This is a genomic window from Paenibacillus sp. SJS-P3 (genome assembly GCF_056711585.1).
Genome location: NZ_CM160043.1, coordinates 3,645,480 through 3,661,114 on the forward strand (window position 1 = coordinate 3,645,480; position 15,635 = coordinate 3,661,114).

A 15,635-nucleotide genomic window follows, 5' to 3' on the forward strand; every position below is an offset into this window, starting at 1 on the left:
TGCTTGATTCTATTGCCGCCAGCGTCCCTCATTGATCGTCCGGATCGTCTCCAGCGGCAGCTTGGGCTGGCGGTCGTACGTCAGCAGGCCGTTGATCTCCTGCTCCACGTCCGTCAGCTGCGTATAGCAATACCCCTGCACGCATCCGGATAGAAGCAGCGGCGAAATGACCGCGTTCAGCCGGGCCGCGAAGTCCTCGTCGTTCTCCGCTCCGGAATAGCCCCAGCCTTCCCAGTCGCTTTTCTTGTAGGCGATACCGCCGAACTCCGTCACGAGGATCGGCTGTCCGCGGTACGGGAACCCGTCCACCGCCAGCACGCGCCCGGCCGGCGTTGCCGAGACGGCGTTTTCCGCCGTGGAATATCTCTTCTCCAGCACTTCCCGGCGCCATTCGTAATCGTGGATGTTGAACAAGTCGGTGCTCACCATCTCCCAGCCGTCGTTGGAAACGACCGGACGCGTCGCGTCAAGCGACCTTGTCAGATGGTACATCGCCTGGGCATGCTCCTGCTGCCGCTTGTCGACGGCGATGTTCGGCACTCCCCAGCTCTCGTTGAGCGGCACCCAGACGACGACCGACGGATGGTTGTAATCCCGCTCGATGCTCTCCTGCCATTCCTGAGTGAAGCGCCGCACGTACTCCTCCGAATATTCGTACGCATTTGCCGCCTCGCCCCATACGAGCAAGCCCAGCTTGTCGCACCAGTACAAATAGCGCGGATCCTCCAGCTTCTGGTGCTTGCGCGCTCCGTTGAAGCCCATCTCCTTGGTCAGCTCGACATCGCGCCGGATCGCCTCGTCGCTCGGCGGCGTAAGGTTGCCGTCCGGGAAATACCCCTGGTCCAGAACCAGCTTCATGAAATAAGGCCGGTTGTTCAGGCACAGCCTGCCGCTCTCGATCGAGATCTTGCGCATCCCGAAGTAGCTCGTCACCTCGTCGAGCACCTCTTTCTCGTCCAGCAGCCGGAATCTGACGTCGTACAGATGCGGCCGCTCCGGCGACCACCAGCGGCCGAGGCCGTGGTCGTTGAAGTCCGCCAGCCGGATGCTGCGGGCTTCATGCGCGCCGCGCACCGAGAACGTATCGCTGGCCACCGGTTCGCCCTGGAACGAAATGTCCACCTGCAGCGTCAATCCCTCTCTCAGCGGCCCCTGCACCCAGGAGCGGATTTCCACCGTTTGGCGGTCGATATCCGGCGTGAATCTCACTTTGCCCAGCGAGGTTTCGGAGACCGCCTCCATCCATACCGTCTGCCAGATGCCGGTCGTGCGGGTGTAGAAGATGCTCGCCGAATCGCTTTTCCAATACTGCTTGCCGCGCGGCAGCGTGACGTCCTTGCTGTAGTCGGCCGCCTTCACGACGAGCCGGCTGCTTCGCCCGTCCTTATGCAGGGCGTCGGTGATATCCGCGCTGAACGGCGTATGCCCTCCCTCGTGGCGGGCGACGAGAATGCCGTTCACCCAGACCGAGGCGTCGTAGTCGACCGCTCCGAAATGGAGCAGAATCCTCTTGCCTGCCAACGGCTCGGGAAGCTCCAGCTCCCGGCGGTACCAGACGATGTCGTGAAAGTCCGGATCTCCGATGCCGCTCAGCTTGCTCTGGAAAGCGAACGGCACCTCGATGACGCGCTCCAAAGGCGTCTCTCCCTTATGCCAGCCTTTTCCCTCTCCTTCTCCGGCGTCGTCGAAGCCGAACTCCCATGGCCCGTTCAGATTGATCCAATTCTCTCTGGCGAATTGCGGCCTCGGATACTCCGCGCGATGCTGCTCTCCCATAACCATAACCCTCCGCTCCTATTTGGGACCTGCTGCTCACAATAGACAGACTTCATGCCTTCTTTTTCAGACAGACTTCATGCGCTCTTCAATAGACTTTATGGGCTTTTCAACAGATTTCATGGTCCGGCTCTTCAAAAGACTTTATAGGCTTTTCAATAAACTTCATGATCCTTCTCTTCAATAAACCTTCATGCGCTCTCCAATGGACTTCATTCGCTCTTCAATAAACCTCACGCTCTTATCGGCCATGGCGAATCGAAGACTCGGCGTGCCCTCAACCCTGTCATTCCGCCGCAAGCCTCATGCCAGCGGGAGATCGCCGCCCGCGCGCATGCTGTCCCTGTATTCTTTGGGCGAGACGCCGAGCCGGCTTTTGAACACCCGGTTGAAATGCCGCACATGGGCGAACCCGGTTTCCTCGGCGATCGCATTGATCTTCTCGTTGGTGAAGGCGAGCCTGCGCTGAGCCTCTCTCGTGCGGACTCGGGTCAGCTGCTCGATGAAGGTGACGCCCGTCCGCTGCTTGAACAGATTGCTGAAGTAAGCCGGGTTCAAATACACCTCGTCCGCGACGTCCTTCAGCGTCAGCGCCTCCCGGAAGTTCGCCTCGATGTAGCGGCTGGCCGCCGCGATCGGGTCCCGGTCCTGCTGCTCCCTCGACTGCTGGATCGCCTCCGCAAGCCGGCACAGCAGCTCCTCCAGCCGCTCCGCCAGCTCCTGCCGGGAGGTGATGGCGCAAATCTCGACGAGCATCCTGCCGATATCCGAGCGGTCCAGCCAGGCGCCCGCCGCCCCGAGCTCCTCCGCCAGCTCGTAATGGCGGATCAGCAGCTTGCACAGCTGCTGGTGGATGCTCTCCGGCGTGCGGGCCGTGCCGCACAGCTCGTCGATCCACTGCCGCGCCATGGCCGCGATGATCCCGCGCCGGCCTTCCATGACCGCCTTCTCCAGGCTGTCGGCGGAACGCTTCGCGGCCTCGTCGTCCGACCGGCCGCTCCCGGCGACCGCGGCGTAGTCCAGCACGCTGTCGCCGCCGACGATGAGCCGGTGCAGCAGCGCGATCTCGGCTTCGCCGTACGCCTTCGGAATGCCGGCCAGCCCCTCGGCCGGCCGGCCGACTCCGATCGTCACCGTCAGCCGCGACAGGGAAGAGATCTGCCTGCGGATCATGTCCGCCAGCGAATCCGATCGGCTGGGCAGCGGCTCCGGACGCTCCAGATTGATGAGCGCGACAACCTTTGAGTCCGACAGCACGAAGCTGAGCCCCTTGGCGTGCCGGTCCAGCATTTCCTGCACGAACTGCTGGATGTACAGCTGGAACAGCGAAGCGTCGCCGCTCCGGTAGCGCTCCTCCCCGACCGACTGCTTGTCGAGCTTGATGACCATGCAGACGAAGTACGGATGCGGGAGCGCGATGCCCATCTGCTCCAGCAGCCGCAGCTCGCTCTCGTCCACTCTGCCCGACAGCAGGGATTCGGCCAGATGCTCCGTCATATGGCGCCGCACCGCCGGCTGCGCATCCCAGCCCGCCTCCGAACGGGCGGACTTCCGGCGCCGCTCCACCTCTGCCTTCAGCCTCTCCAGCACCTGGGCCAGCTCCTCGCGCTCGACCGGCTTCATCAGATAATCCATCGCCCCCTGGCGCATCGACTGCTGGACGTAGGCAAAGTCGTCGTAGCCGCTGACGACGACGGTCAGCAGCTCCTGGCGCCGGCTGCCCGCCATCTGCTGCAGCTGAATGCCGTCCATGCGAGGCATGCGGATATCCGTCAGCAGGACGTCGGGAGCGAGCTCCTCGATTTTGTCCAGCGCTTCGTATCCGTCGCAGGCTTCGCCGACGATCTCCCAGCTCTCGTCGAGGCCGGCGATCATCTTGCGGAGCCCCCTGCGGAAGATCGACTCGTCATCGACAATCAATAGTTTCGGCATTTACCCGATCTCCTCCAATCTGGCGCCTGCATGATGAAGCAGCGGAAACCGGAGCACGGCCCTGAAGCCCTGATAGGGCATGCTCTCCAAGGTCAGGCCGTATTCCTCGCCATAGTGAAGCACGATGCGCCGGTGGACGTTGAGCAGGCCGTTGCCCGACTGCCCGCCGAGCTCCTTGGTGCTCCGCAGATGGGCGCGAAGCGCCTCCAGCGCCTCCGCGTTCATGCCGATTCCGTCATCGGCCACCGCAATCTCCAGCACCTGCCCCGCCGCCTCCGCCGTCAGCGCGATCCGCCCTTGGCCAGCGCCTTTGTCCAGGGCGTGGTTGATCGCGTTCTCCACGAGCGGCTGAATGATGAGCGGGATGACCTCGCAGTCCAGCAGCGAGGGATCGGCTTCCATCGTGAACTTGATCCGCTCCTCGTAGCGCATCTGCTGAATCTTCATGTACCCGGAGACATGGTCGAGCTCGTCCTTCAGCGTCACCCGCTCCTTGCGTCCGCTCAGGCTGTAGCGCAGGAGACGGCTCAAATTGTTCGACATCGTGATGATTTCGCGGCTGCCCTCCATCTCCGCATACATGCTGATCGACCCGAGCGTGTTGTAGAGGAAATGCGGGTTGATCTTGCTCTGCAAAGCAGCGATCTGGGCATCCTTCTCGCGGATCTCGGTCTCGTAGAGCAGGTAGCCGAGCTCGCTCAGCTTGGCGACCATCTCGTTGAAGGAGCGGCCGAGCGCTCCGATCTCGTCCCGCCCCTCCGCATGGAAGCTCTGGCCGAGCTCTCCCCGCTCGACGTTCCGCATGAGACGGCTCAGCTTGCGCAGCGGCCGGGTAATCCGGTAAGCGATGAACACGTACAGCAGCAGCGCAAGTCCGACGCTCGTAGCGCCGATGCCGATGATGAACGTCCGCAGCGTATCCGTATCCTTCATCAGGCTCGCCACCGGCACGATGCCGACCGTCGTCCAGCCGGTCACCTCCGAGGTGAAATGCGAGACCAGCAGCCCTCGTCCGTCATTGCGGACATGGCTGACGCCTTCCCCGGTGCGCCCGAGGTACAGCCCGGGAGCCTTCTCTCTTCCCCCGTCGTCCTTGCGGATGACGAGGTTGCCGGACCGGTCGGCGATGTAGAGAGACTCCTCCGGGTCCAGCTTCACCTTGGACAGAATCTCGCGGATGAACTTTGGATCCACGTCGATCACGATATAGCCGAGCGACTGGCCGCTGTCGAAGCTGCGCAGCTCGCGGGCGATCGAGAACGCCTGGTACACGTTGCCGCCGGTCGACCGGACGTCATGGGTCGCGATGAACACCGGCTCGCCGTACTGGCCCTTGAACCGGTCCAGCCACTCCGCGCTTTCGTCCAGCTTGTAGGTCGTTACATACTGGCTCTCCGGAAGGACGACGTACGACGCGCCGCCCTGGCCGTAGAGAGAGACGCCGAGAATGTCGACGCGCCCGTTCAGGAACACCTGGGTGACGAAGCTGTTCAGCTCGTTGATCTCCTCCAGCGACAGCGCCTGTCCCGATGCCCGCTTCGACTCCAGATAAGCCGTCACCTTGGGATACTGGTACGGCATCACCGTCAGGCGGTTGAGCTCGTTCATATAGGTGTCGATATTCAGCGTCATCTGCTTCAGCGTCTGAAGCTGGTAATCGCCCACCTTGGCTTCCGTCGTAGCGGAGAAGCGGGAGAAGGCGAGATACCCCATCAGGCCGAGCGGCAGCACGATGAAAACGACATTGATGAGAATCAGCTTGCGCGCCAGCTCCAGATTGCGGAACCAGTTGCCGAATGCCTTCAAATTCCTTTCTCCCCTTCCGCCCGGATGCCTACTTGCCCAGCTGCGAATCCACGCTCGCCGCCGCCCGCTCCAGCGCCTGCGCCGGAGTCTGCTGACGGTAGATCATCTTCTCCCACTCGGATATCAGCTTCTCGATCATCGTCCATTGCTTGACATGACGAGGCCAATAGACGACGTAGTTGGCGGTAGCCGCATAGTCGCTGCGGAACTTGAGCGCCGAGAACGCTTCGCTCGCCACGACCTTCTTGGAGCTCGGGACATGCCCGGCCTCCGCCCACATGACGCCGTTGTCGACCGCCCACTTGGCGAACGTCAGCGCGGCTTTCCGCTTCTCCGGCGACAGGCCGGCCTTGGCAGGCAGAGCCAGCGTATGCGTGTCTCCCCATACCGCAGGATGATCGTATATGACGGGAAAAGGAATGACGCCGAGCTCCAGGCCCTCGGCCTTCTCGAATGCTCCGGTGCCCCACATGCCGGTGATGAGCGCCGCCGCTTCTCCGTCGTGGAACATCTTGAAGGCATCGTTGATGCCGGGAGGAACAAGCTCCCGCTTGTAGAGGCTGTCCACGAACTCCAGCGCGCGCAGCGAATCGGAGTTGTCGAAGACGGCCTTCGTCCCGTCCGCACTGAAAAACCGGCCACCGCCGTCGATCTGGTTGTACAGGCTCCACCACAGCCAGACGGAATCGATTCTCGTGCTCGGCAGCGCAAGAGGAGCGATGCCGGAGGGAACGCGCTCCTTGATCCGCTCCAGGAAGCTCGCGAAGCCCTTCTCTCCAGGCTCCATAACCGGCTTGCCCTCCGCATCGAGAAGCCCGGCCTGCCGCAGGAATTTCTTGTTGTAGTAGAGCACCAAGGCATGCGTATCGAGCGGAACCGCGTAATGGCTGCCGCCGTACAGAGTCGATTCCGCGATATTCGCATTGAACATGCTCCAGTCCAGCCCCGTATCCGCGGCCGGCTCGTCCAGCTTCTCGATGTAGCCGTTCTGGACGAATTGCGGCAGGTTCGTCGCATGGACGACAGCCAAGTCAGGCGCATTGCCGGCCAGGATGGCGGTCCGGAGGCGCGAGTAATAGTCGTCCAGCCGGGAATTGATCTGCTCGACCCGGATGTCCTCATGCTCCGCGTTGAACTTCTCGACGAGCTCCGTCATGAAAATATTGTCCCCGCCGCTGAAGGGGGTCCAATATTCCAGCACGACCGGCTGGACGGGATCCGGCAGCTTCTCGGCCGGCTTCTCTCCGGAGCAGCCCGCTGCGGCCGCCGCGGCGATGGAAGCGCCCAGCAGCAGCGCGATCCGCCTTTTCGTCAGATTCCCATATCCCATCACACTGTCCCGACTGCTCCTGCTGCTTCGGCTGCCTGTCATGCTGCATGCTCCTCCGTCTCGCGCTGATCTTCAAGCGGAATGATCGACGGCATCCTTCCCGGCGTTCCGGGTACGGCCCGCTCTTCCGCTCCTATTGGGACCGCTTCCCCGGGAAGACCCGTCAGCCGGGCCTTCTCCATATATCCACATAATCTATAATGAAGCTTCCTTGGCTGTCAAAGAGAACAAGCTCGTTCTCCCCGGCCTTCAGCTCCAGCTCCGCCTCGTACACGCCTGCGGCATTGCGCTCCTGCGGCTTCAGCTTGACGGCCGACCTGCGTCCCCCGTTCGCGGCAAGCGACAGCTCCGCGCTTTCTCCAGAGTTCAGGACGCTCACCGATACCGTGTACTTTCCGCCGCGAGGCACGCTCACATTGGCGAACCGCAGCGAATCGCCCTCGCCGTACAATCCGGCGGCAGATCCCCTGGAGGCATACGGATTCTCCTCCTCGGCCGCATCGCCCCCGAACGCCGCCCACTCGGCTTCATAGCGGGGAATCTCCACGGCAAGCACCTCCGCGCCGCTTCCAGCCGCTTCTACCGCCAGCTCGTTCATCCCTGCGCGCAATCCGACCTGTCCATAGGCGTAGCCGATGCTGTCCGCCTCCGTCGGCGCCAGCTTCAACTCCGCCGCTTGTCCCGCATCGGTTCCGATGCGCGCGGCAGCCTCGATTCCTCCGGCATTCCGGTAATGGACCAGCACCGGAGCGCCGGCCTCCACTGTCGACGGGATCGCTCCGAAGAGGAGCCGGTCTCCGTCCCGGACCGCGTCCTTCGCCCGGATGACGCCCATTCCCGCAGGCATCCGGATCGGCGTCGCCAGCGGCTGCGGCTTGCCGAAGAGCGGCAGTCCGTTCTCGTCCCATTCCACCCGCGCAGCCCGCGCCTTGCGGTTGTTCCACCCGTCGGCCGGGCCGGAGGTGGCATGATAGACGAGCCATGTCTCGCTTCCGTCGGGCGAAGGGACGAAGGAATTATGCCCGGGTCCGTAGACGCCCGCCTCCTCGTCCATGGCGAGCAGAGGCTCCTGCGCCTTGGTCCAATCGGAAGGCTCCAGCGGATCGCCGCCCGGCTTCAGCGCAAGCAGCCCGAGACTGTATAGCGGCGTCCAGCTGCCCGCTCCCGAGTAGACGATGAAGACTCGGCCATCCTTGTACAGCAGCGACTGGCCTTCGTTGATGTAAGGCGGTCCGCCGCCCCTTTCCCAGTCCAGCTCCGGCCGGCTCAGCAGCACCCTGGGCCCGCTGATCGTCCAAGGATCGCTCATTGGCGCGATATACGTGTTCTGGGCTTCGTTCACGTCGCCTTCCCATCCCGACCAGACGAAGTAGAGCTTGCCTTCATGCTCCATCGCCAGCCCGTCGATCGCCCATTTGCCGGCATCGTCCTTGATCTGTCCCTTGAAGGCATAGCTGCCCATGGGATCGTCGCTCTCGCCTTCCAGCACATACATCCGGTGGTTGGCGTTGTCTCCGTCGTCGGCCGCGAAGTAGATGTACCATTTCCCTTGCAGATACTGGATCTCCGGCGCCCATAGATTCGCCGAATAAGCCGTTTCCGCCGGCGGATACCAGACGACCTTGCGCTCTGCGGAGCGGAAATCCAGCGTCCGGGACTTCATCACCATGATGTCGGCTCCATGATGCGTGAACGTCATGTAGTAGAAGCCGTTGCGATAGACCACGCTCGGGTCCGGCGTATCGATCTCGGCGAGCGTGTTCTTGAACATGCCTCCATGCCCATTATACGAAAGCGTTTTCCCGTCGTCTCCCTGCTGCTGCATCCAATAGATTCCTCCTGCGATCAGGACTAAAAGCGCTCCCGCCGCAAGCAGGAAAGCTCTTTTGCCTCGTATTGACATCGGTCGTCTCCTTGCTCTGTTGTTTTCGGGCTTCATAAGGAATCCGTAAAAAATTGCTGCGCAGTCAGAATGTTCTTCCGATCGCTGTCGAGTCCCCTGCTCGTTTCTCAGCGCTACTTAACGCCGGCGCTCGTGATCGCCCGGACGAAGGATTTCTGTCCCAGGATGAAAACAAGCACGACCGGAAGCGCCGCGATCGTCGTCATCGCCATCAGCTTGCCATAGCTCTGCGTATAGCTGCCGGTCGCCATCATCGCGATGCCGGCCGTTATGGTGCGCATCTCCGGCGAGGTCGTGGCGTACAGCGGCCAGACGAAGTCGTTGTAAATGCCCATGAACGTGAAGATGCCGAGCGTCACCATGATCGGTACGGCCGACGGCAGCAGAATGCGGTAGTACAGCTGCCATTTGTTCACTCCATCGATTCGTCCCGCCTCCTCGATTTCCTTCGGGAAGGACACGAAGAACTGGTACAGCAGGAACACGCCGAAGGCACCGGCCGTCGCAGGCAGGATGAGAGCCGGGTACGTGTTGATCAGGCCGAGCGAGTTGAACTCCATATACATCGGCAGGAACGTCAGCACGCCCGGGATCATCAGCGAGGCGATGAACATCGGCAGCAGCACCCGCCTCAGCGGCAGGTCGTTCAGCCTCGCCAGCGCGAAGGCCGCCATGGAATCGATCAGGAGCACGAGTCCGGTCCCGATGATGCCGACGGACAGCGAGTTCGCGATCCAGCGCAGCACAGGCGTATTCATCAGCTCGCCGCCCAGCCCTTGCTTGAAGTTGTCGAGCGTCGGCTTGCGCGGGAGGAAATCCATCCGTCCCGAGAGCGCTTCGAAGTCGTTCTTGAACGCGGTCGACAGCATCCATACGAGCGGCAGGACCATGACCAGAGCGATGACGGCCGCGAGCAGGAGAAGAATTGCTTTTTTGGTTTTCGGGTTCGCCATCTATGCCTTCTCCTTCCGGTTGGTGAGCTTGAACTGGACGACGGATACGGCCATGATCAGCACGGCCATCAGAATCGCCATCGCCGAGGCGGAGCCTACATCCTTGCGTGCGAACGCTTGGTCGAGCACATTGATCAGCAGCACCCGGGTCGTATCGCCGGGACCGCCGCGCGTGAGCAGGAATGGCTGCGCATAGATGTTGAAGGAGGCGATTGTCGAGGTGATCATGACGAACAGCATGACGGGCCGGATCGTCGGCAGCGTGATGGAGACGAAGCGGGACCATGGCCCGGCGCCGTCGATCGAGGCCGCCTCGTAATATTCCTCCGGCACCTCGTTGAGCGCGTTGATGAAAATGATCATATTGAATCCGATCGTCCACCAGATCGTCGTGGAGACGAGCGATATCCAGGCCCAGGGAGTATCGGTGAGCCACGGGATTCCGGCCATGCCCAGCTTGGCGAGCAGGCTGTTGAGGAAGCCGGCGTTCGTGTCGAACATCATGAGCCAGATGACGGCCATGACCGAGGCGGACAGCGCGTACGGGAGGAAATAGAACGTGCGGAACAAGCCGCGCACCCGGGCGGGCAGCGCGTTCAGCAGCATCGCGAGGCCGAGCCCGATGACAATGAGCAGCGGCACGGAATACAGGACGAACTGAGCCGTCGTCCACAGGCCTTTGAAGAACAGGCTGTTCTCGTAGGTGCCGGGCGTGAAGATCGTCACGTAATTGCTTAAGCCGACGAAGGCATGCTCCGCCGACAGCAGCTCGAAGTCCTGAAGGCTGATGACGACGCCGTACAGGATCGGGAAGAGCAGGAACAGCCCGAAGGCGGCCAGATAGGGGAGTATGAACAGGAACGAGGTCAGCCGGGAAGTCCAGGCGCTTTTCATAGACGATGCCTCCATTTCATCTTTCCGAGAGTCGTGGACGGAAGGAGGGACGGGAAGCCGGCTGTCCGCGCTCCCCGTCCCTTCCGCCCCAACGTTTGGAAAGCCGTTATTTTTTGATTGCCTGGCGCGACTTCGCCGCGGCATCGTCCATCGCTTGCTGAGGAGATTTCTTGCCCAGGATCGCGTTGCTCAGCTCGCCCCACAGCGGCTCGACGATCGTGCCCCAATTCAGCACATTCGGCGCGAACTGAACGGACGGGAAGCTTTGGGCGACCGTGCTCTGGAATTCCATCGCCTTGAACTCGGCGCTCTCAAGCACCTTGTGCGAGGCGACCGCCTGGCCGGATTCGGCCCAGTCGAGCGAGTTGCCGGCGACATACTTCAGGAAGTCGCCGATGCCGGCGATCTTGCCCGCGTCCGTCACGGCCTTCGGCACGACGAAGCCGTGGGAGCCGGCATAGACCGCCTGCTTCGCTTTGCCGATCTGCGGAATGACGGCGACGCCGTAGTTGAGGCCGGCCTCGTCGAACTGGGACTTCATCCAGGGGCCGTTGAACTGGATGGCGTTTTTGCCCTGGAGGAACAGCGTGTTCTCGCCGTCCTGCTGCACGTTGCCCGGAGAGATTCCCTTCTCGACCATGCCGCGCAGCCACTGCACCATCTCGACCGCTTCCGGAGAGTTGTAGGCGACGTCGCTGCCGTTCCACAGCTCGCCGCCGTTCTGCCAGACGAGCGACGGGAAGATGAACTGCTGCGGCCACAGGCTCGGCACCACGTAGCCGTAGACGCCCTTCGACTTGTCGGTCAGCTTCTCCACCGCAGAGTCGAATTCCGCGCGGTTCGTCGGAGGCGCGGTAATGCCGGCCTTCTCGAACAGATCCTTGTTGTAGTACATGACGAGCGGGTGGATGTCCAGCGGAATCGTGTACAGCTTGCTGTCGATCGTCGCGTACTTGACCGGCGCTTCCGCGAAGTCCGCCGGATTGATGCCGGCCGAAGCGGCAAGCTCATCGACCGGCTGCAGCTGGTCCTTGCTCTGGTAGGTCGGCACGCTGTCCACGTGCATGATCATCAGGTCCGGACGCTCCTTGCCGGTGCTCAGCGCCACGTCCAGCTGCTTGTAGTACTCGCCGTTCGGCTGGATGACGAAGTTGACCTTGTAGCTGTCCTGGGAGCTGTTGTATTTGTCCACGATCTTTTTCATGAACGGGCCGTCGGAGCCGGAGAACGGCGACCAGAACAAAATTTCCGTCTTTTTGCCGCTGCCGCTTTTCTGGCCTTCGCCGGCCGGCGCGTTGTCGCCGCCGTTGCTGGAGCAAGCGGTTGCAAGAAGCGGAACCATCATCGTCATGGCAAGGATCGAAGCTTTCTTGAACTTCGGAGTCTTCATCTGTTTCTAATCCCCTTTTGCCTGGTAGTTCAAGGCGCAAGCGCTTTGATAGCTCTATCGTAAGGGAAGGGATGCGGCGAAAAAATGCCGCTTCTACAGGAACAATGGACATATTTACAGGTCACCCTGCCGGAAAGATGTCCATGCAGTCGATCTCGGCGTAATTGCTGGAGCCGCTGAAGCGGATCGTATTGTTGCCGGCGTTCAGGTACACCTTGGCCGTCGAGGCGCCCCAGTTGTTCCAGCCGGAATAGGCCACGTAGAAGCTGGACGCCGCGCCGCCGTTGACGGACAGCGAGTGGATCGCCCAAGGCTGTCCGCTCGTGCCGTTGCCGTTGCGGACAGCCAGCACGTACCAGCCGGCAGACGGGGCAGAGACGGTGAACTGGGCATAACTGCTCGTCGTATCGAGATAGCCGACCTTCTTGCCGCCCGAAGCGCTCCCTTCGCTCGCCACGGCCGCTCCGCCCGACAGCAGCGCGCTCTCCGCCTCGTAGCGGTCCCGGCCCGGCTCGCCGGCAGGCTTGGCGATCGGAGCGTTGGGATTGACCGGCGCGCCGAGATTCGGCGTGTTGTCGGCATTCCACCCGAACGGCTGGGTACGGACATTGCGGGTCCAGCCGGACCCTTGCCATCTGGCGGCGTGATAGACGAGCCAGTCCTGGGTGCCGTCAGGCGACTTGGTGAAGCTGTGATGGCCGGGACCGTAGACGCCGTTCGCGCTGGCGAAGAGCGGCACGCTCTTTTTCGTCCAGGAAGCAGCGTTCAGCAGGTTCGCGGATGTGCCCGCCGTGACGAGGCCGAGGCAGTAGCCGTCCGTCCAGCTGCCGCTGGCGGAGTAGACGAGGCTGATCGTGCTTCCCCTGACGATGACTTGCGGGCCTTCGTTGACCTGCGGAGTCGTATTCGTTTCCCATGCGTAGGCAGGAGTCGCGATCCTCGTCCGTGCGGAAGAGATCGTCCACGGATTGCTCATCTGGGCGATGTACAGATGCTGCTTGTCGTTGACCGTGCCTTCCCAGCCCGACCAGATGAAATAGCGGCTCGCCCCGACCGTCAGCACCGTTCCGTCGATCGCCCAGCGGTCGGCCGGATCGGCGATCTTGCCCTTGAACGTCCAGCCTCCCGCGAGCGGATTCGCGTTCGCGTTCTCCAGCACGTACATGCGATGGTTCTCGTTGCTGCCGTTGTCAGCGGCGAAATAGACGTACCACTTGCCGTCGAGGTAGTGCAGCTCCGGCGCCCATATGTTGGAGCTGTACATCGTGCCCGCCGGCGGCGTCCAGATGACCGCGCTGTCGCCGGCATCGATGCCGCTGATCGTCTTGGAGCGCCACAGCGTGATGTTGTTGCCGGTCGTCTGCGTGTAGTAGTAATAACCGTCCGTATGCTTGTACATCCACGGATCGGCTCCGTCCTGCTTGATGACGTTGAAGAAGGTCGAGACCGGAGCGGCCTCGGCCTTGCCGCTGCCCATCGAGAGCGCCAAGGCCAAGGTCAAGCTGAAGGCAAGCAGAAGCAGGGACCATCTTTTGAACATGATGAATTCCTCCTTTGACTGTCTGCGGCTTCTGCCGCAGCGCCTCCATTTTATGGGGATTGCGGAAGCGCTCCCATGACATTTCTTTTGGAGTTGTGGTCCTTTGGCTAGAAGGGCCGGCATCGGTCGCGTAAGGGAGCGGATTGCAGAAAAGGCATCACCAAGGAGTGAAAATAGGCGCACCAAGGAATGCAAAAAGGCACACCAAGGAATGCAAAAAAGCGGCAGCCAGGAAATCCTGACTGCCGCTTGGCGATTAATGGTCCTAATGCTTTCCGGCTCCAAACAATCCGCTTGCCTGCCAATTACGTCTCCATTTCAAGACCGGTGTCAAGCCGGCTGGAGATCCTCTTCTTCCTTGAGGGAGAACGAGGAGGCTGCCTTAGCCTCGGCAAGCTCCGCAGCGAGACGGCGGCGCTTGCGCTCGAACTGATTCAGATGCAGGACGGCCATCTCGTCCTCGGGGTTGCGCTTCAGATAGAACCGCATTTCATATAATGTATGGTCAAGCTCCATCAGCTGCTCCTGCAGATCCGCAGGATCGACGAGGGCTGGCTGGAAGGCTTCGCGTTCATGGCATAGGTTTGCTTCGGTCATCATGTCGGTTGATCCTCCTGCTGGGGTTGCGGTATTCGCGGGCTGCGGCGGGCTCTGCCTTGCAGAACCGCCGTCCGCTTCCTTTATTACCACCCAAGCGCATCCCCAAACCGGATGAGACCTTCTTACTTGAATTTCTTCCAGTCCATGCTGCTGTTGTCGAGCAGATACTCCATGCTGCTCTCGTTGCGCTTCTGCTCGGCCTTGCGGGCTTCCTCCGCCCGGCGGCGCTCCTCTTCACGGACGCGCTCCTGCTCGGCCTTCATGCCGTCGGCCTGCGACTTCAGCCGCTGGACCATATCCGCCGGCAGCAGATCCTTGAGCGTCGCCGGCTTGGCGGCTTCCGCTCCCGGCTCGGGACGCCGAGCAGGCGCCTGCTTTTTCTTCACCATTTCCGGATCCTCCCCTTTCCACTTGCGTCATGGCCGAATTATAGCACAAAAAAAGCGGAGCCGGGGACAGCTCCGCCTGGAAGTCTCTGATAGGAAGGATCGGGAGCTGGAAGCGCCCGTCTCCCCTTGACAAGCACGCCTTGCTTGACGATCAACCCGGCCTCATGCCCGCTTCGCGGCGCTCGCCAGGCGCAGCCGGATTCCCGAAGGATCGGTCACTTCCCCGCCTTCCGGCACGTCCCTGACCTCCGCTCCGCCGTCGCGGAGCCTGCTCATGGCGGTCGCCAGCGATTCGGCATCCGGATAGAGGATCGTGGCATAGGCAAGCCCCGTTCCGCGCTCGGGCGCAGGCGGAGCTCCTTTGCCCGCCCATATATTCAGTCCGATATGATGATGGTAGCCGCCCGCCGAGACGAAAAGCGCGCCCATCGACTGCCAGCCGTCGGCGATCAGGTCGAAGCCGAGCAGGCCGCAATAGAAGTCGTAAGCGGCTTGCAGATCGGAGACATGGAAGTGGACGTGGCCGATGACCGTTCCGGCCGGCAGCCCTTGCCATTCATGTCCTTGGGCCAGCTGCAGCAAGCCCTCGACGTCGACAGGATCGGTCCCCATGAGGACATGGCCTTCGGCGTCATGCTTCCAATCGCTGCGCGGCCGGTCGCGGTAGATCTCGATGCCGTTGCCGTCGGGATCGTCGAGGTATAAGGCTTCGCTCACCCAGTGGTCTCCTTGCCCGACCGGCAGCCTTGCTTCCGCCAGACGGCGCAGGACAAGGCCGAGCGACAAGCGGTCCGGCACGAGAATAGCGAAATGGTACAGGCCGGCGGTGCGTCCCGCTGCCGGCACGGCATCCGGGCGTTCCTCGAGCAGCAGCAAAGGCTCCGGACCGCCGGCTGTCAGCCAGACGCCCTCCTCGTCTCTGCGCAAAACTTGAAAGCCGATGATATCGGTATAAAACCGGACGGAACGATCGATTTCTTTGACCTTCAATTTCACAAGACCGATCGAGACGCCGGGATGGATGGAGAGATGCGGTTGAGTCATCCTGATTGCCTCCTTGAATAAGTTACTTATTAAAAGTAAGTATAATGCCGGCGGCAATAAAATTCAAGCGGGCGGTCC

The 15,635-nt window shown here is 61.8% G+C and carries 12 protein-coding genes; all 12 read right to left on the reverse strand.

What is annotated here, in order from left to right:
- Positions 1–9: 9 nt before the first annotated feature.
- The 12 genes from AC06G8_RS16850 to AC06G8_RS16905 all read right to left on the reverse strand — a co-directional run bounded on the left by AC06G8_RS16850 (position 10) and on the right by AC06G8_RS16905 (position 15,557).
- Entirely contained in the window at positions 10–1,776 is a 1,767-nt protein-coding gene (locus AC06G8_RS16850; RefSeq protein ID WP_480283352.1) for a glycoside hydrolase family 2 protein, read from the reverse strand.
- Positions 1,777–2,079: 303 nt separating this feature from the next.
- A complete protein-coding gene (locus tag AC06G8_RS16855; protein ID WP_480283353.1) occupies positions 2,080–3,708 on the reverse strand; it encodes a response regulator in 1,629 nt (542 codons plus the stop codon).
- Positions 3,709–5,514, reverse strand: coding sequence for a cache domain-containing sensor histidine kinase (locus AC06G8_RS16860; protein WP_480283354.1), 1,806 nt, complete (start codon positions 5,512–5,514; stop codon positions 3,709–3,711).
- A 28-nt stretch (positions 5,515–5,542) separates the two neighbouring features.
- Positions 5,543–6,886, reverse strand: a complete 1,344-nt coding sequence (locus AC06G8_RS16865; RefSeq protein WP_480283355.1) for an ABC transporter substrate-binding protein — start codon at positions 6,884–6,886, stop codon at positions 5,543–5,545.
- A 121-nt stretch (positions 6,887–7,007) separates the two neighbouring features.
- A complete protein-coding gene (locus AC06G8_RS16870; protein WP_480283356.1) occupies positions 7,008–8,747 on the reverse strand; it encodes a family 43 glycosylhydrolase in 1,740 nt (579 codons plus the stop codon).
- 113 nt (positions 8,748–8,860) lie between these two features.
- Positions 8,861–9,700, reverse strand: a complete 840-nt coding sequence (locus AC06G8_RS16875) for a carbohydrate ABC transporter permease (protein ID WP_447663792.1) — start codon at positions 9,698–9,700, stop codon at positions 8,861–8,863.
- Complete coding sequence (locus AC06G8_RS16880) at positions 9,701–10,594, reverse strand: carbohydrate ABC transporter permease (protein WP_076353942.1); 894 nt, start codon at positions 10,592–10,594, stop codon at positions 9,701–9,703. It abuts the gene before it with no gap.
- Positions 10,595–10,700: 106 nt separating this feature from the next.
- The gene (locus AC06G8_RS16885) at positions 10,701–11,984 is read right to left on the reverse strand and encodes an ABC transporter substrate-binding protein (RefSeq protein WP_447663793.1); all 1,284 of its coding nucleotides are present in this window, start codon (positions 11,982–11,984) and stop codon (positions 10,701–10,703) included.
- A gap of 121 nt (positions 11,985–12,105) precedes the next feature.
- The gene (locus AC06G8_RS16890; protein ID WP_480283357.1) at positions 12,106–13,524 is read right to left on the reverse strand and encodes a family 43 glycosylhydrolase; all 1,419 of its coding nucleotides are present in this window, start codon (positions 13,522–13,524) and stop codon (positions 12,106–12,108) included.
- Between the two features lie 330 nt (positions 13,525–13,854).
- Entirely contained in the window at positions 13,855–14,124 is a 270-nt protein-coding gene (locus AC06G8_RS16895; protein ID WP_480283358.1) for a hypothetical protein, read from the reverse strand.
- A 122-nt stretch (positions 14,125–14,246) separates the two neighbouring features.
- Positions 14,247–14,513: a DUF3886 domain-containing protein gene (locus AC06G8_RS16900; RefSeq protein ID WP_480283359.1), complete on the reverse strand. Its 267-nt coding sequence runs from the start codon at positions 14,511–14,513 to the stop codon at positions 14,247–14,249.
- Between the two features lie 162 nt (positions 14,514–14,675).
- Positions 14,676–15,557 (reverse strand): VOC family protein, encoded by an 882-nt coding sequence (locus tag AC06G8_RS16905; RefSeq protein ID WP_480283360.1) that lies wholly within the window; start codon positions 15,555–15,557, stop codon positions 14,676–14,678.
- Positions 15,558–15,635: the final 78 nt, after the last annotated feature.